The 25,632-nt window shown below is 62.6% G+C and carries 21 protein-coding genes; 13 read left to right on the top strand and 8 right to left on the bottom strand.

Features of this window, described 5'->3' with window-relative positions:
- The first annotated feature begins 196 nt into the window (after positions 1–196).
- Both FFI94_RS30235 and FFI94_RS30230 read left to right on the top strand, forming a co-directional pair.
- Positions 197–670: an NfeD family protein gene (locus tag FFI94_RS30235; protein ID WP_138871075.1), complete on the top strand. Its 474-nt coding sequence runs from the start codon at positions 197–199 to the stop codon at positions 668–670.
- Complete coding sequence (locus FFI94_RS30230; RefSeq protein ID WP_138871074.1) at positions 667–1,524, top strand: slipin family protein; 858 nt, start codon at positions 667–669, stop codon at positions 1,522–1,524. Before FFI94_RS30235 ends, FFI94_RS30230 begins: the two co-directional genes overlap by 4 nt.
- 11 nt (positions 1,525–1,535) lie before the next feature.
- On the opposite strand, the gene FFI94_RS30225 is transcribed toward FFI94_RS30230, so the two are convergent.
- Positions 1,536–2,213 (bottom strand): pyridoxamine 5'-phosphate oxidase family protein, encoded by a 678-nt coding sequence (locus tag FFI94_RS30225; RefSeq protein WP_138871073.1) that lies wholly within the window; start codon positions 2,211–2,213, stop codon positions 1,536–1,538.
- Positions 2,214–2,297: 84 nt separating this feature from the next.
- Here FFI94_RS30225 and FFI94_RS30220 point away from each other — a divergent pair, with 84 nt between their 5' ends.
- The gene (locus tag FFI94_RS30220) at positions 2,298–3,683 is read left to right on the top strand and encodes a PLP-dependent aminotransferase family protein (RefSeq protein WP_138871072.1); all 1,386 of its coding nucleotides are present in this window, start codon (positions 2,298–2,300) and stop codon (positions 3,681–3,683) included.
- A 52-nt stretch (positions 3,684–3,735) separates the two neighbouring features.
- A complete protein-coding gene (locus tag FFI94_RS30215; protein ID WP_138871071.1) occupies positions 3,736–5,856 on the top strand; it encodes an FAD-dependent oxidoreductase in 2,121 nt (706 codons plus the stop codon).
- Between the two features lie 36 nt (positions 5,857–5,892).
- Here the strand turns inward: FFI94_RS30215 and FFI94_RS30210 are convergent, their stop codons facing one another.
- From FFI94_RS30210 to FFI94_RS30200, 3 genes are all read right to left on the bottom strand, one after another.
- Positions 5,893–6,909, bottom strand: a complete 1,017-nt coding sequence (locus FFI94_RS30210) for an isopenicillin N synthase family oxygenase (protein WP_138873507.1) — start codon at positions 6,907–6,909, stop codon at positions 5,893–5,895.
- A gap of 181 nt (positions 6,910–7,090) precedes the next feature.
- Complete coding sequence (locus FFI94_RS30205) at positions 7,091–8,194, bottom strand: inositol-3-phosphate synthase (protein ID WP_138871070.1); 1,104 nt, start codon at positions 8,192–8,194, stop codon at positions 7,091–7,093.
- Positions 8,187–8,750 (bottom strand): PadR family transcriptional regulator, encoded by a 564-nt coding sequence (locus tag FFI94_RS30200; RefSeq protein WP_138871069.1) that lies wholly within the window; start codon positions 8,748–8,750, stop codon positions 8,187–8,189. Before FFI94_RS30200 ends, FFI94_RS30205 begins: the two co-directional genes overlap by 8 nt.
- Positions 8,751–9,055: 305 nt before the next feature.
- On the opposite strand from FFI94_RS30200, the gene FFI94_RS30195 reads away from it, so the two are divergent.
- The 3 genes from FFI94_RS30195 (at position 9,056) to FFI94_RS30180 (ending at position 13,858) form a co-directional block, all read left to right on the top strand.
- Positions 9,056–9,496, top strand: a complete 441-nt coding sequence (locus FFI94_RS30195) for a DUF5318 family protein (RefSeq protein WP_138871068.1) — start codon at positions 9,056–9,058, stop codon at positions 9,494–9,496.
- A gap of 580 nt (positions 9,497–10,076) precedes the next feature.
- A complete protein-coding gene (locus tag FFI94_RS30185) occupies positions 10,077–12,227 on the top strand; it encodes a transglycosylase domain-containing protein (RefSeq protein WP_138871066.1) in 2,151 nt (716 codons plus the stop codon).
- 17 nt (positions 12,228–12,244) lie between these two features.
- On the top strand, positions 12,245–13,858 hold the full coding sequence (locus FFI94_RS30180) for a glycosyltransferase family 87 protein (protein WP_397495540.1): 1,614 nt from the start codon (positions 12,245–12,247) through the stop codon (positions 13,856–13,858).
- Position 13,859: 1 nt separating this feature from the next.
- On the opposite strand, the gene FFI94_RS30175 is transcribed toward FFI94_RS30180, so the two are convergent.
- Positions 13,860–14,315, bottom strand: coding sequence for a LuxR C-terminal-related transcriptional regulator (locus FFI94_RS30175; protein ID WP_313905564.1), 456 nt, complete (start codon positions 14,313–14,315; stop codon positions 13,860–13,862).
- Between the two features lie 43 nt (positions 14,316–14,358).
- Between FFI94_RS30175 and FFI94_RS30170 the strand changes: the two genes are divergently transcribed.
- Positions 14,359–18,204 carry a helix-turn-helix domain-containing protein gene (locus FFI94_RS30170; protein ID WP_138871065.1) on the top strand — a complete coding sequence of 1,282 codons (3,846 nt, stop codon included), beginning with the start codon at positions 14,359–14,361 and terminating at the stop codon, positions 18,202–18,204.
- Between the two features lie 7 nt (positions 18,205–18,211).
- On the opposite strand, the gene FFI94_RS30165 is transcribed toward FFI94_RS30170, so the two are convergent.
- The 3 genes from FFI94_RS30165 to FFI94_RS30155 are packed head-to-tail and all read right to left on the bottom strand — an operon-like array spanning position 18,212 to position 20,939.
- Positions 18,212–18,973, bottom strand: a complete 762-nt coding sequence (locus FFI94_RS30165) for a DUF4190 domain-containing protein (protein ID WP_138871064.1) — start codon at positions 18,971–18,973, stop codon at positions 18,212–18,214.
- A 47-nt stretch (positions 18,974–19,020) separates the two neighbouring features.
- Positions 19,021–19,605, bottom strand: a complete 585-nt coding sequence (locus FFI94_RS30160) for a GNAT family N-acetyltransferase (protein ID WP_138871063.1) — start codon at positions 19,603–19,605, stop codon at positions 19,021–19,023.
- Complete coding sequence (locus FFI94_RS30155; RefSeq protein ID WP_138871062.1) at positions 19,602–20,939, bottom strand: glycosyltransferase family 87 protein; 1,338 nt, start codon at positions 20,937–20,939, stop codon at positions 19,602–19,604. Before FFI94_RS30155 ends, FFI94_RS30160 begins: the two co-directional genes overlap by 4 nt.
- 201 nt (positions 20,940–21,140) lie before the next feature.
- Between FFI94_RS30155 and rpsF the strand changes: the two genes are divergently transcribed.
- The 5 genes from rpsF to dnaB all read left to right on the top strand — a co-directional run bounded on the left by rpsF (position 21,141) and on the right by dnaB (position 25,517).
- On the top strand, positions 21,141–21,428 hold the full coding sequence (rpsF, locus tag FFI94_RS30150) for a 30S ribosomal protein S6 (protein ID WP_003941237.1): 288 nt from the start codon (positions 21,141–21,143) through the stop codon (positions 21,426–21,428).
- A gap of 65 nt (positions 21,429–21,493) precedes the next feature.
- Complete coding sequence (locus FFI94_RS30145; protein WP_033237097.1) at positions 21,494–22,018, top strand: single-stranded DNA-binding protein; 525 nt, start codon at positions 21,494–21,496, stop codon at positions 22,016–22,018.
- A gap of 39 nt (positions 22,019–22,057) precedes the next feature.
- A complete protein-coding gene (gene rpsR, locus FFI94_RS30140; protein WP_003941245.1) occupies positions 22,058–22,300 on the top strand; it encodes a 30S ribosomal protein S18 in 243 nt (80 codons plus the stop codon).
- Between the two features lie 18 nt (positions 22,301–22,318).
- A complete protein-coding gene (rplI, locus tag FFI94_RS30135; protein WP_138871061.1) occupies positions 22,319–22,774 on the top strand; it encodes a 50S ribosomal protein L9 in 456 nt (151 codons plus the stop codon).
- Between the two features lie 505 nt (positions 22,775–23,279).
- A complete protein-coding gene (gene dnaB / locus FFI94_RS30130) occupies positions 23,280–25,517 on the top strand; it encodes a replicative DNA helicase (protein ID WP_138871060.1) in 2,238 nt (745 codons plus the stop codon).
- The last annotated feature ends 115 nt before the right edge of the window (positions 25,518–25,632 follow it).

The raw sequence follows: 25,632 nt of genomic DNA, 5'->3' as shown, positions 1-25,632 counted from the left end.
GACCAACTCTCACCCACGCGCCGCTGCATGCCTTCACAATGGCAGACCGTCCGGTATCTGTCACGTGCTAGCGATGGGATCAGTTCAGGTTGTGGCAGATCCGGGCAAACGTGATTACCGTTGATGTCGAGGGCCCGATCGCACGATGGCTACGCGACGCGACGCGACCGCGCCCTCGTGAACGTGGAGACGAGTGATGACGACATTGGGTATCGCGGCCCTGCTGTTGGGTGTCTTGCTGATGGTGGTCGAGGCACATGCGCCGACTGCGGGGGTGCTCGGCGGTCTTGGTGCGCTCCTGATCGGGGCCGGTGTCTGGTTGCTCTTCACCTCCGGCGACGCGGGCCAGGTAATTGCAATTCCGGTGACGGCAGGAGTTGCAGTGGTAGGCCTGGGTGTCACCGCGGTGGCGAGCCGGAAAGTTCTGACCGCCCGGCATGCACCCGTGCGTACCGGAGTGCAGTCGCTGATCGGATCCGATGCGACCGTTCGCAGTTGGGACGGCTCGCGCGGGCAGGTCGAGGCCGCGGGCGGGTTGTGGAGCGCTCGAATGGATTTCGGGTTCAGCGACGACACTGTGCCGAAGGCGGGCGATCCCGTCGTCGTGGAGCAGGTTCGTGGTCTGACCCTGACAGTGCGCCGTCGTGAACCGTGGGAGCTGCCGCTATGACCACCATTCTCATCGCCCTGTCCATCGTCATTCTGCTTCTCGTGACGCTGGTAGGCATGTCGATTCGAGTTTTGCGAGAGTACGAGCGCGCCGTGGTGTTCCGGCTCGGACGGTTGATCACGTCGAAGGGGCCTGGTCTCGTGATTCTCATCCCGGCGGTCGACCGGATGGAACGCGTGAGCCTTCGGACCGTGACACTGAAAATTCCGGTGCAGGAAGTCATCACGCGCGACAATGTGCCGGCAAAAGTCACTGCAGTCACCTACTTCCGGGTGGTCGATGCCGATCGCGCAATCGTCGAGGTCGAAGATTTCCTGGCGGCAACATCTCAGATTGCGCAGACAACTCTGCGCTCGATACTGGGAAAGGCCGACCTCGACGCCTTGCTCTCCGAACGTGAACGTCTCAACGAAGACCTCCAGAAGGTGATCGATCAGCAGACGGAACCGTGGGGAGTCAAAGTCACCACGGTGGAGATCAAGGACGTCGAGATTCCCGCCAACATGCAGCGCGCCATCGCCCGTCAGGCGGAGGCCGAACGAGAACGGCGAGCCAAGATCATCAACGCCCAAGCCGAATTCCAGGCATCCGCAACGCTTGCCGACGCAGCCGACGTGATCAGCCGCAACCCGACCACCCTGCAATTGCGCTACCTGCAGACGTTGCATGCGATAGGCGCCGAGAACAACTCGACCGTCGTCTTCCCGCTGCCACTCGACCTGGTTCGTCCATTCCTGGATAGCAAGAACGAGGGCACCCGGGAAGAGTCCGGATCGGCCAGGCCGGTTGCGTCCGAACCGCTACCTAATGGTCTGGAGATCCGTCCGCCGTTCTCCCCGCCGATCGCGCGATAGTGCTGGTTTGGCTACAACACGGCCGAGACATGTTCCGGCAGAGTGATATCCGCAGCGAGGTCTTCGGCGCGAATGGGTTCACCGAACTGTACGGTTGCCGGAATGACACCAGCCCAGACCTTCTCGACGCCGATGTCCGCGTTGTCGTCGCCGGGACCGCCGGTGCGGGCCTTTACGGATGCCTCGAACAGGGGTAGCGCAAGCACCAAGGTCGCCGCCAGTTCCTTGCGAGTGGATGCCCGCAGGTGCCTCGAGCGGTCGGGAACTACTTGATCGACAATCAGATTCAATGCATCGATCCGTTCTTGCGGGTCCGTGACAACGCGGGGCTGACCGAGAATTACGGCGCTGCGGTAATTCATCGAATGGTGAAACCCGGAGCGGGCCAGAACAAGTCCGTCGAGCATGGTGACAGTCACGCAGATCTCGCCGTCGGGCGCCAGGCTACGTGACGCCACCGAACCGTGCAGGTACAGCGTGCCGTCTTGATCCGGGCCTTCGGGATCAAATCCGTACGCGGTTGGCAGCACGAGGGGCACGCCGTCGGTGGACACGCCCAAGTGGCACAACTTGGCAGAGCGCAGAACGTCGAAGAGTGCTTCCCGATCGGTGACACCGTGATGACGCGCGCGCTTGTGGGTTGTACGTGCTGTTGGGGACAGTGAGGCGAGTGCGACGGTATGTGTCATGTGAGCAATACTCGTAGCCAAGTGGCTTGAAGTCATGGTCCAATTTGTGGATAGTTTGGTAGGCCACTTGTGGAAGGGACAAAGATGCTTCTGCCCTCGGCGGTTGCGGTGGTGCTCGACCGAACGGATCGACGACCGCTGCCGATTCAGGTTGCCGATCACCTACGGTCAGCCATTCGCAGTGGATCGGCCGTGGTGGGTTTGCGGCTGCCGAGTACGCGGAAACTGGCCGCCGAACTCGGCGTTGCACGGGCGGTCGTGGAACGCGCCTACGAGCAGTTGATCGCCGAGGGCTGGCTGGTAGCGGTGCGCGGCTCGGGAACCTTTGTGGCCGAAGCTCCTTCGCCCGTCGTCAAGTCGACGCCCCAGCCCGCGAAGGTAGTCGCCGCCTCGCCACCGCAGGTTCAATTGCGCCCCGGAGTGCCGTGGACTCCACCGCGGGCGAGTGCGGCCTGGCGTCGGGCGTGGCGAGATGTCGGTTCCATGCCACCACCTTTCGGGGATCCCGACCCGGCGGGTGACGTCGAATTGCGCTCTGCATTGTCCCAACTGCTGGCCCGGGCTCGTGGCATGGCAGTCGAACCCGAACGGATCATCATTACTTCCGGAGCCACGCACGGTCTCGGACTGGCGTTGTCGGCGTTGCGATCACCCGAAGCGGCACTGGCAATGGAAGATCCGGGCTACCGCAGCGCGTCGACGGCGGCGCTTGCCAGCGGATGGTCGTTGCTCGACGTTCCGGTGGATGCACACGGACTCCGCGTCGACGAGCTGGAGTCGGCGCCGGAAAATGTTCGTGGTGTGTACGTGACGCCGTCACATCAGTATCCGACCGGTGGACTCTTGCCGGTGAGCCGTCGAAATCAGTTGATCGACTACGCCCGGGCTCGCGGCGTCCTCATCTTCGAGGACGACTACGACTCCGAATTCCGTTACGACGTAGCGCCGTTGCCTGCGCTGGCTCAACTCGCGCCGGATCGGGTGGTGTATCTGGGCACGGTTGCCAAGACACTCGGCGCCGGAATTCGGCTGGGGTGGTTGGTTGCCCCGCAAGAGCTTGCCGTGAGAATTGCAGCGCATCGGGTTCGCATCGGGGATTTCCCGTCTCTTCCGCTGCAGCGGGCTCTGCTTTCACTGCTGCGGGATGGTGAATGGGATAGAACGGTTCGGGCGGCGCGTCGGCGATATCGAGAGCGTGATCGATTGGTGCACACAGCGCTGTCCCGTTTCGGGGAACTGCGCGGGCTGGGAGCCGGCATGCACACAACACTGATGCTGGATGCGGATCTGGCCAGTGCTGTCGCGCGTCGGGCGCTGGAACGCGGAGTGGAGGTACCGACCCTAGCTGAGTCTGCGCGCAGTCACCACGAGCCAGGTGGACTGGTGATCGGGTACGGCAGGGTGGATGCCGTCGACCTGGTGTACGCGCTCGAGGTGATTTCAGACTGTCTCGCGGATCACGGTGCTTGAGGTCCCGTTGATCGGGAGCGGTGCCCCGAGGTGCTGTTCACGGTTCTAGCGTGTGCTCGTGACCCGCAACCAGACCTTCCCGCACCTGCTCGCATCCGGGACCATCGGTCCCATCACCGTGCCCAACCGCGTCGTTCTGCCCGCCATGGACATGAACCTCTGCGAAGACGGCGAAATCGAGTCGGGCGACATCGACCATTTCGTGGCGCGTGCGGCCGGCGGGACCGGGCTGATCATCACCGGTTGCTGCGCTGTTGCGTATCCGATGGGCTGCACCAGCCGCAAGGAACCGGGGCTCTCGGAAGACCGGTTCATCCCCGGGCTCAAGGCGTTGGCCGATGCGGTGCACGACGCCGGTAGCAAGCTGTGTGTGCAGATGACGCACCACGGCAAGGTGGCGCGGATCGACACTCTCGACGGTCGACCACAGCTGGTGCCGTCCACGCCGAAGCCGCCGGGTGACATGAGTGCGATGGCCGATTGCACACCCGAAGAACTGGGCAAGATGGCTGCCATCAACGAGGGCAAGAGGGCGACGTACCACGAAGCCACCAAGGAAGATCTCGATTGGCTGGTCCGCATGTTCGCCGAGGCTGCCGGACGGGTGAAGGCCGCGGGCGGCGACGCCGTAGAGATTCACTGCGCCCACAACTACGTCCTCGGAGCGTTCCTGAGTCGGTACACGAATCAGCGCAGCGACGAGTACGGCGGTTCCATGGAGAATCGGGCTCGCCTGGCTTGTGAAGTCATTCGCGCAGTCAAGGAAGAGGTCGACGGTTCACTTGCCGTCATCGTGCGTCTGGCCGGTCAGGAGTACGGCGAAACCGACGGGCTGACCGTCGACGAGGCAGTTGCGGCCGCGAAGATGTTCGAGGCGGCCGGCGCTGACGCCATCCACGTCACCGGCACCGCACTGAATGCTTTTGCCAACTTCACCGACGGTCCCCTGCCCGACAAGGTCGGCTACTACACCGACAATGCAACGCGAATCAAGCAGGCGATATCGATCCCCGTGATCACCGTCGGACGTATGCTCCCCGAGGTCGGCGAGAAGATGATCGCCGAAGGACGCACGGACTTCGCCGCGATGGGCCGTCAGCTTCTGGCAGACCCGCAGTTGGTGAACAAGCTCAAGGCCGGTGCGCCCGAGCGGGTTCGGCCGTGCATCAATTGCTACGTCTGCGTGCAGGAGAACTTCTGGGACGAGACCCCGCTGTGCGCTGTCAACCCCGCGCTCGGCAACGAGGCGCTCATTCCGTTCGTGCGCACCGCCACCCCGAAGCATGTGGTTGTTGTCGGTGCAGGCCCCGGCGGCCTCGAGACTGCGCGAGTTGCCAGCGAACGTGGGCATCGAGTCACTGTGGTGGACAAGGCAGATCGGCTCGGCGGCACGCTCTGGTTCTCGAGCCTCACGACCCCGGACAACGGTCGTCTGTTGGACTGGCTCAAGGTGGAAACCTCGCGACTGGGCGTCGACATCCGGCTGAACACCGAGGCCACAGTCGCTTCGATCAAGGCTCTCGGCGCCGACGTGGTTGTGGTGGCCACCGGCGCTGTTCGTGACCGCCCGTCGGTGCCAGGTGGGGACCTGCCCCACGTGCACACCGGTGATACCTTGCGCGCCTTGATGACCGGCGCCGGTGACACGTCGCAGGTTCCGCCGTTCCTGCGCACGATGGCCAAGCTGGGCAAGCTTTCCGGAATCACCAAGAGCCCAGCCGCGATTCGTGCAGTCACTCGCAAGTTCCTGCCCATGGGCAAGGACGTCGTGGTCATCGGTGGATCGCTGGTCGGACTCGAACTTGCGGAGTTCCTGGCCGAGCGTGGTCGCAACGTCACGCTGGTCGAGGAAGGCCAGCAGTTGGGCATTCCGATGGCGATGCCGCGTCGTTGGACGGCTGTGCGTCACGCCAAGGAAGTGGGTGTGAAGATCCATCGCAATGCGGTGGTGCAGCGAATCACCAAGGAGCACGTCGAGTTCCGCGCCGGTGACAAGACACTGACCGCGCCGGCCGACATGGTTGTCGTTGCGTCGGGTGTGTCTGCTCAGGCGCCGCTGGCTGACGCATTGGCCGGTGTGGTCTCCGACGTACGTGTTGTCGGTGACGCCTCGGAGGTCGACTACATCGAGGGCGCCATGCACACCGCGTGGAAAGTGGCGATGGATATCTGACGACATTTGCTGTGCGCCTTTATCAACCGCGGGCGGTCAATAAGGGCGCACAGCAACGATATCCGGCCACCACCGCTCCGCCACGTCGGGATGCGCACGCAACCGACTCTTGAGCGCATTGGCGCCGTAGGAATCGTGGATCGGATTGTTCGCGTCGACGGTGACGCCGGTGGCGTGCTTCGCCAATTCCGGTGGGAGGTCGAACTCCGGGACCTGGGTGGCGTAGTTCGGATTGAAGAAGAACGGCACGGAGATCCGCTCGCCACTGTCTTCCGGTGAAATAACCCGGTGCACTGTGGCTTTCAGATATCCACCCGTTGCCACCTCGAGCAGTTCGCCGATGTTCACCACCAGGGCGTTTTCGAGTGGTGGTGCGTCGATCCAGTCACCGTCGTGCTCAACCTGCAAGCCGGCCTTACCGGGCTCGATGTACAACAGTGTCAGTACTCCGGCATCCTTGTGGCCGCCCACTCCCTGGGTTCCGGCGCCCTTCGGCCGTCCCGGATAGCGGACTACTTTGATCAGGATCGACGGATCCTCCGCAAACGCGGCGTCGAAAATATGTGGATCCTGCCCCAGAGCTACGGCCCACTCCCGGAGCAATCGCAATGCCACGTTGGTGAGTTCGGCATTCCATTCGGTGATGACTTCGCGTAGTTCCGGAAGAGCATCGGGCCATTGATTGGGGCCTTGCAGAATCTCCCAGTCAGGCGAGGTGGCAGTGCGCACGGTGGCAGGTTGCTCGGCACCGATATCGATCTGCTCGCGCCAGTCCTGCTTACCTTCGGTGAGCTCACCGCCCAGTCGCGTGTACCCACGAAAGTGCGGGCTGCGCAGGTTCTCGATCGCCAACTTCTCTGCCAACGGGAGAGCGAAGAACTCCCGAGCGACTTCCAGTAGGCGTCGTTGCAAAGCGTCGGGAATTCCGTGGCCGACGAGGTAGAAGAACCCCATGTCGTGGGTCGCGTCGCGCAGTTGGGCCCGGAACTGCTCGGCAGTATCGGGGTTCTGCGCCAGCGACAGATCGAGCACTGGCAGCGACGTTAGCGACATGGGGTCCTCGATCCGTGTGAGGTTCTGATGTCCATCATTCCACGCAGCCCAGGCCCTGGCCGCTCGCGGAATGCGCCCCCGCAGGCGTGACCAACCGCGCGGATGCGGAAACGCCATGCGGATAACAGAATCGGGGCCTCGCGCCATTGGCGCAAGACCCCGAATCCGGGTGAGCAAAAAATCAGGCCTCGTCGGCTCCGATGATGAAGGCTTCGAGCTCGATGCGAGCCTTGTCGTCAGCCATCTGGACCGGCGGGGACTTCATCAGGTAAGCGGAAGCCGGGTAAACCGGTCCGCCGATGCCGCGGTCCTGGGCGATCTTGGCTGCGCGGACGGCGTCGATGATGATGCCTGCGGAGTTGGGCGAATCCCAGACCTCGAGCTTGTACTCCAGGTTGAGGGGAGCGTCACCGAAGGCGCGGCCTTCGAGGCGGACGTATGCCCACTTGCGGTCGTCGAGCCACTCCACGTAGTCCGAGGGACCGATGTGGACGTTGCGGTCGTGGACCTTGCCGGCGAGGGAGCCGGTGAGGTTCGACGTGACGGCCTGCGTCTTGGAGACCTTCTTGGACTCCAGGCGATCGCGCTCGAGCATGTTCTTGAAGTCCATGTTGCCGCCGACGTTGAGCTGGTACGTGCGGTCGAGCACGACGCCACGGTCTTCGAACAGCTTCGCCATCACGCGGTGGGTAATGGTGGCACCGACCTGGCTCTTGATGTCGTCACCGACGATCGGGACGCCGGCGTCCTTGAACTTGGCAGCCCACTCCGGGTCGGAGGCGATGAAGACGGGGAGTGCGTTGACGAAGGCGACGCCTGCGTCGATGCAGCACTGTGCGTAGAACTTGTCAGCAGCTTCGGAGCCGACGGGCAGGTAGGACACGAGGACGTCGACCTTGGCGTCCTTGAGTGCCTGGACTACGTCGACGGGCTCGGCGTCGGACAGTTCGATGGTCTCGGCGTAGTACTTGCCGATGCCGTCGAGTGTCGGACCGCGCTGGACGGGGATGTCGAGCGGCGGGACGTCAGCGATCTTGATGGTGTTGTTCTCGCTGGCGAGGATTGCCTCGGAGAGGTCGAAGCCGACCTTCTTCGCGTCGACGTCGAAAGCGGCGACGAACTGGACGTCGCGGACGTGGTACTTGCCGAACTTGACGTGCATGAGGCCGGGAACGGTACCGGTCTCGTCTGCATCCTTGTAGTAGTGGACGCCCTGAACCAGGGACGAGGCACAGTTGCCCACGCCCACAATTGCTACGCGCACCGCGGTGCTGTTCTCACCCATGGTCGGGCTCTCCTTCTTTCTTGGATGTTCCTGGTATCGATTGCTCGGCTGCGATCAATTCGTTGAGCCAACGCACTTCGCGTTCACTCGACTCGAGTCCGAGCTGGTGGAGCTGGCGGGTATATCGGTCCAGCGATCCGCTGGCCCGGCCGACGGCGTCGCGAAGGCCTTCGCGGCGCTCTTCGACTTGGCGTCGTCTGCCTTCGAGGATCCGCATCCGCGCTTCTGCGGGGGTGCGGCTGAAGAAGGCGAGGTGAACGCCGAAGCCGTCGTCGGTGTAGTTCTGCGGTCCAGTGTCGGCGACCAATTCAGTGAACCGTTGCCGGCCTTCCGGGGTGAGCTGGTAGACGCGACGGGCCCGACGCTTGAGGGCGCCGGTGGTGTTGTCGATGTCTTCCGAGATCAAGCCGTCGGCCTGCATGCGCCGTAGTGCCGGGTACAGCGATCCGTACGAGAACGCACGGAATGCGCCGAGCAGACCGGTGAGCCGCTTACGCAGCTCGTATCCGTGCATCGGTGACTCGAGGAGTAGCCCGAGAATTGCGAGTTCGAGCAACTGACACCTCCCGAGTCTGTGGATCTAACCGCTTGATGCGATACCCAACTATATCGCGCCGATATATAAAACCACACATCGGTGCGTTAGGTGTATCGAACTGTCACGGCTAGATCCACGCTAAATGGGGCGATTTTCGACCGTTCCTGCCGTTTGCGATGCGGATCGGGGCAACACCGCCAGGGTGGAGAAACTCTCAGCCGCAACTTATTTCTGCTGGTAGCCCCAAGGTGATGAGCAAAAGTGTGTCTATCGTGACCCTCCCGAACAGTCCCCTGTTTCCCTGACGCACGTACTCTGGTCAGGTGCGGATACAGCGGCAAGTTGTGGACTACGCGCTCGCGCGTCGGTCTGTGCTGGCCGAAGTGTCTGCGGGTAGGACTGGCGTCAAGCAGGTATGCGACGCCGATCCCTACCTACTCAGAGCCGCGAAGTTCCACGGCCGGGGCAGTGATGTTCTCTGCCCCATCTGCCGTAAGGAACAGTTGACGCTCGTGTCCTGGGTGTTCGGCGAGAAGCTCGGCCAGGTTTCGGGATCAGCCCGGACGACGGACGAGCTCGCTCGGCTTGCGGAGACAGCAGAGGAGTTCACGGTGCACGTTGTAGAAGTGTGCCGGTCCTGCAGCTGGAACCACTTGGTGCAGTCCTATGTGCTCGGCGCAGTGCCTGCGCCGCCGCGACCGCGGCGAGCACGTCCACCGAGCAGACGAACGCAGTCTGCGAGCCGGCGCACCGCCAGCGAGTAACGCCACACCCGAAGAAGGGCCCGATCGAAGTCTCATGTGATCGGTCCATGACCACTGGAGATTTGATTTCGTGAGTTCCCCCGACAACACCCCCGGCAACCGTCCCTCGGGACCAGGTGGTCCGAGCGGTCCGCCGCAGGGGCGCCCTCCGCAAGGCCGTCCGCCTCAAGGTCCGCAGCAGGGTCGTCCGGTGGGTCCCCCGCCGCAGGGGCGCCCTCCGCAAGGTCCGCAGCAGGGTCGACCGATGGGACCCCAACAGGGGCGTCCGATGGGTCCCCCGCCGCAAGGACGCCCGATGGGTCCGCCTCCGCAGGGCCGTCCGCAGCAGGGTGGTCCCATGGGTCCCCCGCAGCAGGGTCGGCCAATGAGTCCCCAGCAGGGACGCCCGCAGCAAGGTGCACCCCAGAATCGACCAGCACCGGGCGCCGAACCCACACAGCGCGTCGCAGCTGCTGCGGCACTGCCTCGCACTGATGCCGGATCCCGTCCGCCCGCAGGCCCCCCGCCGACGAAGCCACCGACAGGCGGCCCCGGTGGTGGCGACGGCAATGGCGGCGAGCCCCCGAAGGGACAGAAAGCAGTGAAGAAGAAGTCGAAGTGGCGCACAGTTCGCCGCTCGGCGTACGTGTTGGTTGCGCTCGGCCTGGTGCTGCCGGTGCTTGCCTTCATGGCGGCATACATCGTGCAGGACGTACCCAAGCCCGGCGATCTCCCGACCAATCAGGTTGCGACGATTTACGCGTCGGACGGAAGCACGGTGCTCAGTACCGTTGTTCCGCCGGAAGAGGGTAACCGCACCGAGGTGGCGCTCGATCAGATTCCGGTGCATGTGCGTAACGCAGTGCTTGCTGCCGAGGACCGGGATTTCTACACGAACCCCGGATTCTCGATCTCCGGTTTTGCGCGCGCCGCTCGTGACAACGTTCTCGGCCGTGACAGCGCGGGTGGTGGATCGACGATCACTCAGCAGTACGTGAAGACGGCGGTTGTCGGTTCGGAGCGTTCGCTGACGCGAAAGATGAAGGAACTTGTCATCTCGTCGAAGATGGCAAACGAGTGGTCCAAGGACGACATTCTTGCCGCGTACCTGAACACCATTTACTTCGGTCGCGGTGCGTACGGCATCGAAGCTGCGTCCAAGGCGTACTTCGGTAAGCCTGTCGACCAGCTGACCGTCGAGGAAGGCGCCGTGCTGGCGTCGTCGATCCAGTTGCCGTCGCTTCTCGATCCGGAGACCAATCCGACTGGCGCGGAATCGCGTTGGAACTATGTGCTCGACGGTATGGTGTCGGCCGGAACATTGGATCAAGCTGCACGCGCGCCCATGACCTATCCGGGGTACATTCCACTTTCTCAGGTAGAGAACGGAAGTCAGGGTACGACGGGGCCCGAGGGTCTGATCAAGAATCAGGTGCTCCGGGAGATCGCGGACGCCGGGATCAGTGAGCAGTCGCTCAATACCGAAGGCCTGCAGATCACTACGACTATCGATCCGCAGGCTCAGGCCGCGGCGGTGGACGCCGTGCGCACCAACATGGAGGGCGAGAACGAGGAACTGCGGACGGCTGTTGTCTCCGTCGATCCACGTACCGGAGGTGTCCGGGCGTATTACGGCGGCGACGACGGAATCGGCTTCGACTACGCAAATGCCGGCTTGCAGACCGGTTCGTCGTTCAAGGTGTTCGGTCTGGCAGCAGCGCTCGACCAGGGAATTCCGCTCTCGCAGATGTACGACAGCTCGCCGCTGACGATCAACGGCATCTCGATCGGCAACGTCGAAGGTGAAAGCTGTGGAACCTGCACCATCGCAGAGGCTCTCAAGCGTTCGCTGAACACCAGCTTCTACCGTCAGATGCTCAGCCTCGACGGCAACGGACCCCAGGAAATTGCGGATATCGCGCACAAGGCAGGTATCCCGGAGACGATTCCGGGTATCGGCCCGTCGCTGACCGAGTCCGACGGTTCCGGCCCGAACAACGGAATCGTCTTGGGTCAGTACCAGTCTCGCGTGTTGGATATGGCGTCGGCGTACGCAACTCTCGCGGCGTCCGGCACGTTCCACGCTCCCCACTTCGTGGAAAAGGTTGTTGCCGCCGACGGAACGGTTCTCCTGGACCGCGGTACTCCGTCCGGTGAGCAGCGGATCGATCCGGCCGTCGCGGACAACGTGACGGCGGCTATGCAGCCCATCGCCGCGTACTCGCGTGGGCACAACCTGGCCGGTGGGCGTCTGTCTGCATCGAAGACGGGTACCGCTCAGCTCGGTGACACCGGTCAGAACAAGGACGCCTGGATGGTCGGTTACACGCCGTCGCTGTCGACCGCTGTGTGGGTCGGTACCGCGGACGCTCAGGCCATCACCAACTCGAACGGCGGATTGATCTACGGTTCCGGGCTGCCTTCCGATATCTGGAAGGACACGATGGACGGAGCGTTGGAGGGTACGGACAACGAGACGTTCCCGAAGCCGGGCAAGATCAACGGCCAGGCCGGTGGTGTTCCCGAGTACACGGCTCCCGCTGCTCCGAAGACGACGGCACCGCCGACCACTACGCCGGAGTCCACCACGACTACGGCACCGCCGGTTGTCGTGACCACGACGGACGTGGAGATCCTGCCGGGCATCACGATTCCGATTCCCGGAATCTCGAGGCCGACGACGGAAACCGAGGAACCGGGCGCCGTCACCACGACGGAAGAGGCTCCGGCGGGTGTCAGCCCCGGCCGCTAAGGCGGTAGCCTCGCGGAGTGGCCGCCAATGTAGATGATGCCGATGCGACTTCTGTGACAGACGATGCGGAGTCTCGGGTGTACGAGTCTCCGGCACCGTTGGCGGAGGACACGCGGTCGGCGGATTGGCGCGACGTTCCCAGTCGTAACGATGTAATGGTGTCTGCGTTGTCAGGCACGGTAGGTGGTCCGGTCGGTCGGCATGCGCTGATCGGCCGGACTCGTTTTTTCACCCCGATGCGCGTCATCTTGCTGTTGGCCGTCGTGTTCCTGGCGTTGGGCTGGTCGACCAAGGCAGCGTGTATTCAACAGGCGCCCTTCGGTGAGCAGGGCCAGTTGGGTCTGGACTGGGGAGGTTCCCGCCAGTACGTCGCACTGTGTTATTCGGACACGGTGCCGTTGTACGGTGCGGAGCGCCTCGATCAGGGTGCGTTCCCGTACAAGAAGTCGTGGGAGGAAACCCGCTCCGACGGTTCCGTCCAGACGCGGTACATGGAATATCCCGTTCTGTCGGGGCTCTATCAGTACGGCTCGATGAAGGTGGCAAAGGCGTGGGATTCGATCACGTGGCTGCCGGGCGCAATTCAAGTTGCCCTGTACTTCAACGTGGTGGCATTCGGTTTGGCGTTGGCGTGGTTGGTGACAGTGTGGGCGACGACGCTCTTAGCCGGCCGACGAGTGTGGGACGGCGCGTTGGTCGCGTGTTCACCCCTCGTGATCGTGCACGTGTTCACCAATTTCGATCCGTTGGCGACGGCGTTTGCCATGGGCGGTTTGTTGGCGTGGGCGCGCAAGCGACCGGTCCTCGCCGGCATTTTGCTGGGGTTGGGCGGCGCCGCGAAGTTGTATCCGTTGTTGTTGCTCGGGCCGCTGTTGGTTCTGTGCCTGCGGGCGGGCAAGACGCGTGAGTGGTTGGTAACCACACTCAGTGCGGTCGCGGCGTGGCTTGCCGTGAACCTTCCGATCGCCGCGCTCTACCCGCACGGTTGGTACGAGTTCTTCCGGCTCAACTCCGAACGCGGTGCCGATCCGGACTCGATCTACAACGTGATCGCGTCGTTCACGTCGTGGACAGGTCTCGACGGTCCCCTGGCGCAGGGTGAATCGCCGTCGAATCTCAACGCCGTGTCGTTCATTCTGTTTGTCGTGGTCTGTGTGGGAATCGGTTACGTCGCTTTGACGGCGCAACGACGCCCCCGCGTCGCGCAGCTGTGTTTCCTGCTTGTCGCGGGGTTCCTGCTGACCAACAAGGTGTGGAGTCCGCAGTATTCGCTGTGGTTGGTGCCGCTCGCGGTTCTTGCGCTGCCGCATCGCCGACTGCTTCTTGCCTGGATGACCATCGACGCACTCGTATGGGTTCCGCGGATGATGTACTACCTCGGGGTCTCGAACAAGGGGTTGCCCGAGCAGTGGTTCACCGGAACTGTCGTGCTGCGAGATATCGCGGTTCTGGTGCTGTGCGCGGTTATTCTTCGCCAGATCTACCGCCCCGACGAGGACCTGGTGCGGTACGGGTTCATCGACGATCCGGCCGGTGGTGTTCTCGATCAGGCACCGGACAAGCAGCCGTCGTGGTTCCCGCAGTGGCTGCGCCCGAAAGCGGTCCGGGAGCCGGAGCTTTCGCCCGTCTGAGTCACCATTCGTCGAGGGTGGTGTGACCATCCTGGATGGCGCGCGCGAACAGTGCCGCTTTGGTCGGCGCGGGTCGCCCGACGTTGACGTACTTAGTTCTGATCCGGGAGATGTGCGTGTTGACTGTGCCAACGCCCACGTGCAGTTCGAGCGCAACGTCCTGCTTGGAATCCGCCCGAAGCCACGCCAGCAGCACTTCGATTTCGCGGGCGCTCAATCGTGGAATGTGGGAGTTCGTACGGCGTCCCCTGACGTGAGCCATGCAGGTCGGGATTGTTCGTGTCGACTGGACAAGCTCCATGACAAAGACACCTTTCGGCTGAGGTTCCAGGGAGGAAGCGACTGCGTCGGCGCAACTTTGCAGAAGGGCTGCGGGCGGGCCGGAACGCGACGTGATCAGTATGTCGAGGCCTTCGCCCGAACTTCCGGTCGACGGCACGGTCGATACACAGTCCATACAACAGACAATTCGCTGACCTGGTCGGATAAAGTGCCTCGCTATGAACTCGAAGGCGGAATCCGGCACGCGCAATCACGTCGATCCCGCAGATATCGAGTCGAGGGGGAAGTTTGCTGAAGCGCTAACTGCGTTGCGGAAGGCCGCGGGACTGACGATCCGCGAAGCCGTCGAACGGTCGGGCGGTCTCCACGGAACCGTCGCTGGTTGGTTCTCCGGGCAGCACCTTCCGACACCGGCCAGCACCCCGATGTTCGTTGCGTTGTTGAAGGCATGCGGAGTCGATTCGGACGAGCAGCGGGAGGGTTGGATCAGCGCGGTCCAGCGCGTGCGGCAACTGACCGCCCGCCGCCGCGGCGACACCGTCGTGCCCTATCGCGGACTCGAATCCTTCCGACAGGAGGACGCCGAGTGGTTCTTCGGGCGAGGCGAACTCACTACCGCTCTCGTGGATCGAGTCGCGGCGGCGATGCGGGGTGAGGGAAGCCGTCAGTTTATGGTCATCGGAGCGTCCGGGTCCGGAAAGTCGTCGTTGCTGCGGGCCGGTCTGGCTCCGAAGATTGCCGCCGGCGATCCACGGTTCGGCGGTTGGCACGTGGTGGTTCTGCACCCGGGTTCGGAGGACATTCCGTCGTCGATCGGCGACACACGCACTGTGCTGATCGTCGATCAGTTCGAGGAACTGTGGACGCAGCGCGATCGTGATCGCCGCGAGGAGTTCCTGCGGACGCTCGCTGTTTTGGATGAGAACACGATCGTCGTGATCGGTATGCGGGCCGACTTCTACGGGCTCGCGGCCGAGGAACCGTTGTTGCTTCCGTTGCTCGACAATTCGCCGATGGTGGTCGGTCCGCTCACCGAGGAGCAGTTGCGTGACGTGATCGTCGAACCGGCGCTCAAAGCCGGAATGACGGTTCAGAGCGAACTGGTCCAGGTTCTGGTCCGTGAGCTGACGCCGCGGGGTTCGCACACCGCCAGTGATCCAGGGTCACTCCCCCTTCTGTCCCACGCGTTGTTGGGAACCTGGCAACGCTCGACCCGCAAGACCTTGACCGTGTCCGACTACTACGCCACCGATGGTATTGCCGGAGCAGTTCAGCAGAGCGCCGAAGAGGTGTTCGGCGAGCTGACCGAGCGACAGCAGAAGTTGGCGCGCAGGATCTTCCTCCGGTTGGTCAACGTCGACGAGGTCACGCAGACGCGTCGGCGCGCTCCCCGTGCCGAACTTTTCCTCGGTGACGACTTCGGCGACGTCAACACCGTCATCGATCTGTTTGCACTGAGGCGTCTGCTGACCGTCGACGAGGAGACAGTCGAGGTCTCACACGAGGTATTGCTGTCGGCGTGGAGCCGGCTGCGCGATTGGATAGATTCGGATCGGGCGGGGCTGGCGGTCCACCGCCGATTCACCTATGCGGCGCAGGTGTGGGAGGACAGTGGCCGTGACCCCAGTGCCTTGCTTGGGGCCGCCAGACTCCACCTGACCGAAGAATGGCTGCGCACCGGTGAGTTGGGCCTCGAGCTCGAGCCCAGCGAGACTCGCGCCGCTGATCTCAACGCCGTCGAGCGAGAATTCCTCGCCGCGAGTATCGCCCATCGTGATCAGCAGGAGAGCGCCGATCGGCGGCGGACCCGCGTGCTACGACGGCTAGTCTCGGCACTGGCCGCCGCGTCGGTGATTGCCCTGGTGCTGGCCGTGGTCGCGATGGTCGCCGGGTTCAGTGCCAATCATCAACGCGCCGAAGCGGACACGGCTCGCGACGAAGCGATGTCCCGTCAGGTCGCCACCGAAGCGACTCGGATGCGTGACAAGGATCCTTCGTTGGCGGCGCAGCTTGCGCTGGCCGCGTATGACGTCAGCGAGACCACGGAAGCCCGCTCGGCGCTGCTCGACGCGTCCGGTGTGCATGCGGCGACGCGTATCGTCGGCCCGTCCGGTGCCATGAAAGCCCGAATCAATCCCGCGGGAACCATTGTGGCCGTGGCCAGTTCCGACGGGATGGTGCGCCTGTATCCGATAGTCGACGGTGCCGCGGCGGCAACGCCGGTGTCGGAATTCCTCGGGGTGAAGGAGGGGACGGCACTGTTTGCGGCATCGTTCAGTCCGGACGGGCGTTTGCTGTCGACCGGTGGAGAGGGCGGCGGTGCGCTGTGGGATGTATCGGATCCGGCCAACCCGGTGCGCGGAACACTGTTCGTTCACGCGGATCACGTAGTGCAGGACATGGAGTTCAGTCCGGACGGAACCAAGTTGATTGCCGGCACGTCGACGCCGGACGTGTTGCGTTGGAACATCGACGACACCGCCGACGCGGTCGCCCTGCCGCCGCTTCCGCATCCGGCTTCGGGAGTCGTCACCGCGACGTTCAGCCCCGACGGGCGGACGCTCGTTGCCGGTGGGCGGCAGAGCACCCTGCGTGTGTGGGACGTCGCGCAGTGGGGCAACCCAACTGCGCCACCGATTTTCGCAACCGAACCCGACGGCACCACCAATCATTATCTAGGTGTGGCATTCAGCCCTGACGGACGGGAACTTGCGGCGGGCTCGACGGCTCGAGAAGTGGCGCGCTGGGACATGACGGATCCGGCGCATCCGCGGTCACTCGACGCGCTGACCGGGTTCACCAGCTACGTCAACGAGATCAACTACAGCAAGGACGGAACCCGTTTTGCCGCAGGTAGCTCCGACAACACTGTGCGAGTGTGGGATCCGCGCACCGCAGCGCTGATCGAGGTGCTGCCGGATTCCGGTGCCATCACCACTGTCGACTACAGCGAGGACGGGCAGATTCTGATTACCGGCGGCCTCAACGGGGTGACGCGTGTGTGGTCGATGCCCGGTCCGGTCTGGGCGGGACCGCGAGACGCTGTTTTCACCAGTCCTTTCGACGGTAGTGGCTCACGACTTCTCGCCGGTGTGGGTGCCCGAGGTGGTGCGATGATGGCGTGGAACACCGAGGATTTCGACAATCCGGTGTTGATGCCGGAGTTGACGTCGCGCGGCGAGGACAGGTTCACCGGAGCGTCCGCATTGTCGACCGACGGTCGGCTTGCGGTGGGTGGCACCGGTTCCGGCACCGTGTATTTGTGGGATCTCGGTGACCCGGCGGCCCCGAGGCTCGTGGGCGACCCGCAGAAATACGTCGAGGGGATCGTCGGGGTTGTCGTCCTTGATCCGTCGGCAAAGCTGTTGGCGGTGTCCTCTCAGGACGACAACGTCTTTGCCTTGGTCGACGTCTCCGATCCAGTCGCACCGAAACTGTTGTCGTCCACCGATGCCGGCGCTTACCCGCTGATGATGGCATTCCGGCCGGACGACAACATACTTGCCATTGCCAATGCAAAGAACGTAGTCGACTTGTGGGACGTCTCCGACCCCGCGGCGCCGCGTGTGGTGTCTACTGTGGACGGCTTCGAAAGTTACGCTCAAGCAGTCGTATTCAGCTCCGACGGTAACGTTCTCGCTGCCGGTAGTGCCGATCACAGCATCCAGTTGTGGGATGTGCATGACCCGTCGTCGCCTCGTGCGTTGTCACGGATCGCCGGTCCCGAAGGTGCGATCTATTCGGTGGCGATCAACCAGAAGGGCAACCAGTTGGCGGCGGGGGTCAGCGGCGGATCGGTGTGGCTGTGGGACATTTCGAATCCCGATGACCCACAACGCTTTGCTCAACTGACCGCGTATCCCGTGCGTGTCTACGATGCCCAATTCGCCGGTGGCAGCGACAAGATTGCCGCCGCCGGTCCCGACAAGACGATCCGATTGTGGGGCACCGATCCTGATGCCGTCTCCGCGCGGATATGCAGCAGCGCCGGAACTCTCATCACCGAAGAGGAATGGGAGCGCTACCTCCCCGGGGTGCCGTACCGAGATCTGTGTGAGGTCTAGAGGCTGCTCAGTTCAACCACACCTCGAGGGCCGGCTCGCTGTCCAGTTCGCTTCCACCGTCCAGGATCACCAATCCGCTGGGGCTGAGTTGGTACGTGACATCGCCGTTGCGGGCGGCAAAGCCTTCTCGGGTGCGAATCGGATCGTCGATCTCGATTGCTGCTCCGTCGCTGAGCCTCTCGCCCTTGTAGTAGTAGCGGCCGACACCGGTTTCGCACACGACGATTCGTGAAGCGGTGGTGATCGCAACAGCAACGGCCGGGTTGGACGCATTGCAGCGGGGCCCGTTCGAGACGAATCCTTGCCGGTCCGTCCCGGTGACGGTGGGAAGCGGGCCGGACACCGTGGTGGTGACGCGGGGCGCCGTGGTGGTCTGCGGCGCCCTGGTAGTCGTGGTGATGCGGGGCGCCGGGGTTGCCGCGTACGACTGCGGTGTCGTGTAGCTGTACGTGTTGGAGCGGACGTCGTCGGCGGCTTCGCTGACCGCGGTCGCGAACAGTCCCCAGAAGGCGATCCACGCGATGAAGAAGAGTATGCCGATCGCGGTGAAGATGTATCCGAGGATCAGGCCGGCGAGCGCCAACCCGTCGCCCTGCTCGCCGGTTCGTTTGATCTGACTGCGCGCGATGTGGCCGAACACGATTCCCAGCGGAGCAAAGAGAAACGCGAACACCAGCGCCAGGACCGCCAAGACGTTGGTCGGCCGCGGTTGTTGCCAGTTCTGTTGCGGGTACTGCTGCTGATATCCGTACGGGCCCGGTTCGCTCATGCACTGATTTTGCGGTACGAAGTCAGGCAAACCGCGCAGGCGGTTGGTTAGCTGCCGACGCGTCGCTCCAACTGCGGTTCGATTGCCGGCCAGTCTTCGTCCGTCATGGCAAAAAGAGCGGTGGTGCGCCAACTACCGTCTGCGCGCTGGCGGTGCTTACGGAGCAGGCCCTCGTACTGCGCACCCAGTTTGGCGATTGCGGCCCGGGATTGTTCGTTGAACTCGTCGGTGTGCCATTCGACGCGGACGACGTCGAGATCGTCGAAAGCCCGCCGCAGCAGGAGAAGTTTTGCCTCCGGATTGATTCGAGTTCCCTGAGCGGACTTCGACAGCCACGTGTAACCGATCGCAAGGCTCCGATGCGTCGGGTCGATTTGATACAGCGACGTACTACCCACCACGGCGCCGGTGACCGTGTCGATCTGGGCGAACGCAACCCGATCCGGATTCGACTCGGCCGCGTCGATGTATGCGAGTGCCTCTGCGTGAGTGTTGATCGGCGCGGCCGTCCAGCGGAAGATGCTCGGATCGTCCGACGCGGCGATCAGGGCGTCGGCGTGCTCACGGACCAATGGTTCGAGCCGGACATGCGTGCCGGTCAATATCGGTGATCGGAACCAGTTTTCGGTCATCTGGTGAGCTCCGGTATCGGTGGGGTTTTCTCGACGGCCGTCCCCGCGAGCGGATAGCGCAGCGGTACCCGCAGGAACAGGAAGAAGAACACGATCAGCAACACCACATGACCCCACACACTGGCCTGTACGACGGCTTCGTACTTGCTCGGATCGAGGTTCATGTCGAGTTGGTAGAAGTAGCGGAAGATGCCGATTCCCAATGCCGCATCCGCCACGAGATACGCGGCGATCCAGAACCAACGGATCTGGAACAGAACCAGGAACGGCAGCAGCCACAGCGTGTACTGCGGAGAATTCACCTTGTGCAGCAAGATGAATCCGCACAACATTGCCGCGCTCACTGCGATCCACGGGAAATAGCCGTCGCGCACAAAGCGTCGCCAACCCACGTACATCGCCAACCCGAACGACAACAGGATCATCAGCGGGGACAGGATGCCCACCAACGCGTCGTAGTCCGCGTTGATGTCGCGTACACCGAAGCCGTAGAACGGTCGCAGACCCCAGAACCACAGCGAGTTGGTGGTGATGTCGGCGCTGCGCTTCTCCTGGAAACTGAAGGACGCACGCCAGCCGTCGTACGAGATGAGGGCAAACGGCAGGTTCACGAGAACCACGGTCGCCACCGCAGCACCGGCCGTCATCAGCGCGCCGCGGACGTCGTACTTCTTGCCGTCTCGGCCACGCGTGAGGACATACGCGATGAGCGGAAGTACAAAGATCCCCGGATACAACTTCAGGCAGAAACCGATAGCCAGAATGATCGACGCCAGTATCGCCCGCGTCCGAAAAGGTATGCGCTCGAACGTCATCACGAAGATCGCGCCGACGCTGGTTGCGACGACGGGCAGTTCCCAGTTGTGGAACGCGTACAACACCAGCGGCGGGGTGGCCGACCAGATCAACGCGTACGCGCCGCTCATCCGGCCCAACATCCAGGCCGTCAGCAACCCGAACGGGGCCAGGATCAACGCGGAATGCAGCAGGAACTCCGCGTCGTTGTTTGATCCGATTCCGCCCAGCCACATCAGGATTCCGCTGAGCACCGGGTACTCGACGGTTCCGCCGTAGAGGATGCCTTCCGGCGTGATGCCGCCGGTGACAAACGGAAAGAGGTGTTGGTCGATGCCGCGTCCGAGCCACAGAAGCTGGATGTCGGAGTAACAAACACGGAGGTTCTTGTCGACGTCGAAGGCGAGGCTTCGGCCGTCCGGCGCGAAGGGCGCGCCGGCGCATCGTGCCTTGTTGAAGTAGCCCAGGGTCATGGCCAGCCCGCAGAGACCGACGACAAGCGTCAGGATCGACGCCGAGGTTTTTCGGTCCGTTCGCATGAGTCCCACCCTATGGGCTGGTGCCGAAAGGCGGTTCGTTGAGCGTCCGTGTACGTTCTGGGCGTTTCCTGTGATCGACGACGCGATTTCGCTGGTCAGGGGCACCTCGTGTAACCTACGAGGGTTGCTGACGCAACGACCCTCCTGCCACGGATAGTCCGTGGCCGTTTTCACTTAGTCCACAGGAGGTGATGAGGTCTTATGCGTCATTACGAATTGATGGTCATCCTTGACCCCAGCCTGGACGAGCGCACTGTCGCTCCTTCGCTGGATACGTTCCTCAATGTTGTGCGCCAGCACGGCGGCACGATCGACAAGGTCGATGTCTGGGGTAAGCGTCGTCTCGCCTACGAGATCCTGAAGCATGCTGAAGGTATCTACGCGGTGATCGACATCAACGCCACTCCCGCCACCGTTGCTGAGCTCGATCGTCAGCTCGGTCTGAACGAGTCGGTTCTGCGCACGAAGGTTCTGCGCCACAACAAGTGATTTCTGTCGGTAGCGAACTCTAACCTCGCACCCAACAGACTTACATCAAAAGCAGGAGGAACCACATGGCTGGCGACACCATCATCACCGTCATCGGAAACCTGACGGCTGATCCTGAGCTTCGTTTCACCCCGGCGGGTGCTGCGGTAGCAAACTTCACGGTTGCTTCCACACCCCGCACCTTCGACCGTAATTCCAATGAATGGAAAGACGGCGATGCGCTGTTCATGCGTTGCAACATCTGGCGCGAAGCAGCCGAGAACGTCGCGGAGAGCTTGACCCGTGGCTCGCGAGTAATCGTGAGTGGCCGGCTCAAGCAGCGTTCGTACGAAACTCGTGAGGGCGAAAAGCGAACTGTCGTCGAGCTCGAAGTTGATGAAATCGGTCCTTCACTGAAGTACGCCACGGCAAAGGTCAACAAGGCCAACCGTGGTGGCGGCGGTGGCGGCGGCAACTTCGGAGGTTCCTCCGGCGGATCGGGCGGCGGACGTCCGAGCGCTGCACCTTCCGGTGGAGACGATCCGTGGGGCAGTGCCCCTCCGGCTTCGGGCTCCTTCGGTGGCGGCGGCAACGACGAACCGCCTTTCTGATCCGTACCTGATCAGGGACATCCAGAAAAGAGCAAAGACATGCCGAAGCCGCCCTTGCGCGACAAGGTTATGAAGAAGAAGGTCTGCACCTTCTGCAAAGAGAAGAACACGCAGATCAACTACAAGGACACGACGTTGCTGCGTAAGTACGTCAGCGACCGCGGAAAGATCCGTGCTCGTCGTGTCACCGGCAATTGCGTCCAGCATCAGCGCGACGTTGCCATTGCCGTCAAGAACTCACGTGAGGTAGCACTGCTGCCTTACGCCACCGTGGCTCGCTAAGGAAAGGGAGGAAAGAACATGAAGCTCATCCTCACCGCTGACGTGGACAACCTCGGTGCGCCTGGCGACACCGTCGAGGTCAAGGACGGCTACGGCCGTAACTACCTGCTCCCCCGCCGGCTGGCAATCGTCGCTACTCGTGGCGCCGAGAAGCAGGTCGAAGGAATCCGTCGTGCACAGGAACTGCGCGCAGTGCGCGGCCTGGACCACGCCAAGGAGCTCAAGGCCGCTATCGAGGGACTCGAGTCCGTAACGCTGTCGGTCAAGACCGCCGGTGGTTCGGGCAAGCTCTTCGGTTCCGTTACCGCTGCTGACGTCGCTGCTGCGATCAAGGCTGCCGGTGGACCGGTTCTCGACAAGCGCACCATCGCGTTGCCGAAGGCTCACATCAAGAACACGGGCAAGCATGCCGTGTCCGTGAACCTGCATCCCGATGTCGTTGCCAAGTTCAACCTGAACGTCGTCGGCGCATAGTCGATTCGTTCTTCGGGCGAGCCCCGCACACTTCGGTGTGCGGGGCTCGACTCTTTTTCGCACGCGGATTGTGCTCGCTACGACCCGATCCGGGGTTGGGGATAACTGTCACAGTGTGATGTTCAACGTGCTGAACCGTGATGATTCAGGCTGCGCAACACGCCCGACACGCCGACGCGCCGACTGTGGAGAAAGTTTTTTCATCAACAGGTATGTGAAATTTCACATGCCCCTCTATCTGGCGTTTTACGGGAAACACCCAAAGTTGTCCCCAGGTTATCCCCAGATGGTGCACACAGTTTTTCAGGAGTTTCCACAATTACTCCACAGATTCATCCACAGGGCCGTTTGTTTGTGGGCCGGCAAGTCCCTAACGTCGTCTCGGCGTCTATCTACCGACCGGTGATTTTCTACCAGCGTGATGTCGGTGCGGGCAGGTACAAATGGTGAGGGCCCTGCGTTTTTCTCGCAGTGTCGTCGAGTGTTTTACGGGAAGGTCTCTCTGATGGCTGTTGTGGATGATCGAGGACCTTCCGACTACTCCGGACAGGACTACCCGGGGCCTCCCGAGTCCGAGCCCGATCAGGAATTCGGCCGCCAACCACCCCAGGACATGGTTGCGGAGCAGTCCGTCCTCGGCGGCATGCTTCTGAGCAAGGACGCCATCGCTGACGTCCTCGAAGTCCTGCGGCCAGGCGACTTCTACCGGCCCGCCCATCAGTCCGTCTACGACGTGATCCTGGACCTCTACAGCCGCGGTGAGCCTGCCGACCCGGTGACAGTCTCTGCTGAACTGGACCGTCGGGGCGAGCTCCGCAAAATCGGTGGCGCCTCCTATCTGGTGACTCTCACCCAGACAGTGCCCACCGCTGCCAATGCCGCCTACTACGCCGAGATCGTGGCCGAGAAATCAGTGCTGCGACGCCTCGTCGACGCCGGCACCCGCATCGTTCAATACGGCTACGCCGGCACCGACGGCCAAGATGTCGCCGAGGTTGTCGACCGCGCGCAGGCCGAAATCTTCGAGGTCACCGAGCGTCGTACCACCGAGGACTTCGTGCCCCTCACCGAACTCCTCCAGCCCACGATGGATGAAATCGACTCCATCGCCAGCCGCGGCGGCATCTCCCTCGGTGTACCCACCGGGTTCAAGGATCTCGACGAAATCACCAACGGTCTTCACGCCGGTCAGATGATCATCGTCGCGGCCCGTCCCGGTGTGGGTAAGGCGCTTGCCCTCGACACTCCCCTCGCGACGCCAAGCGGCTGGACCACCATGGGCAACGTTGCTGTCGGTGATTTGTTGATCGACAACCACGGGAAGCCGACGCGGGTTGTTGCCGCAACCGACGTGATGGTCGACCGCCCTTGCTATGAGGTCGAGTTCTCCGACGGAACTGTGTTGGTTGCCGACGAGCAGCATCAGTGGTTGACGGAAAGTTCCACTGCGGCGGTTCGCACTACTGCGGACATCTACGCCGATGTGCAGTCCGGGCATCGAGTTGTCAATGCTGCCGCCTTGGATCTCGCGGCGCAAGACCTATTGATTCCCGCTTACTCACTTGGCGCCTGGTTGGGTACTGGCGGCGCCCTTGATTCGATTGATCCCGAGATCGCCATGTTCATCGAAGGTGAGGGTTTCGCGCCGGATTCTTTGGAAGACAAGCGCATTCCAGCCGGTTATCTCCGTGGCGACATTGGGCAGCGACGCGATCTCCTAGCCGGCCTTCTCGACGTTGCCGGTGTTGTCGGCGACGATGGTGCGATTGAGTTGGCACTTGGTCATCAGGGTTTGTTGGGCGATGTCGCAGAGTTGGCCGTGGGCCTCGGCTTCGGAGTAGGCGTTGCAAGCGAATCCGCTCTGTCGCTGACGGCAAACGTTGATGTGTTCCGAGTCTCACAAAAGATTTTGTTGCACAAGGAACTTCGTGCGAGTGATCATGGATCACGCTTCATTGTCGATGTTCGTCCGGTTGCCAGCGTTCCGGTTCGCTGCGTGGAGGTCGACAACCGCGACCACATGTACTTGGCCGGTCATTCGATGGTGCCGACGCATAACTCCACGCTCGGAATGGATTTCCTGCGTTCCTGCTCCATCACTCACGGCATGGCCAGCGTCATGTTCTCCCTGGAAATGAGCAAAACCGAGATCGTGATGCGTCTGCTTTCCGCAGAGGCAAAGATCAAGCTCGGTGACATGCGCTCCGGCAAGATGACAGACGACGACTGGACCAAGCTCGCGCGTCGTATGAGTGAGATCAGTGAAGCGCCGCTCTTCATTGACGACTCCCCCAACCTCACGATGATGGAAATTCGCGCAAAAGCGCGGCGGCTCAAGCAGAAACACGATATTCGCCTGATTGTCATCGACTACCTGCAGCTGATGAGCTCGGGTAAAAAGGTCGAGTCCCGTCAGCAGGAAGTCTCCGAATTCTCCCGTAGCCTAAAGCTTTTGGCGAAGGAGCTCGAAGTTCCGGTTGTCGCAATCTGCCAGCTCAACCGTGGTCCTGAGCAGCGAACCGACAAGCGTCCTCAGGTCGCCGACCTTCGCGAGTCCGGTTCACTCGAGCAGGACGCCGACATGGTGATTCTGCTGTACCGTCCCGATGCGACTGAGCGTGATGATCCTCGTGGTGGTGAAGCCGACCTGATTCTGGGTAAGCACCGTAACGGTCCGACCGCGACAATCACTGTGGCGCACCAACTTCACCTGTCCAAGTTCGTGGATATGGCGCGCGGCTAGAGCTTGTTGTCGAGATGCAGCGCAGATTAGCGAGACACGCCCCGCTACTTAGACGGGTCTCGGGCGAGTCGCCGAACTTCGTCAAAGTATGTGCGTCGGACCGCACGGCAGTTCG

The organism is Rhodococcus sp. KBS0724, assembly GCF_005938745.2.
Lineage (GTDB): Bacteria > Actinomycetota > Actinomycetes > Mycobacteriales > Mycobacteriaceae > Rhodococcus_F.
The sequence above is the reverse complement of the archived record's forward strand: the minus strand, read 5'-3'. Positions and strand labels throughout refer to the sequence as shown.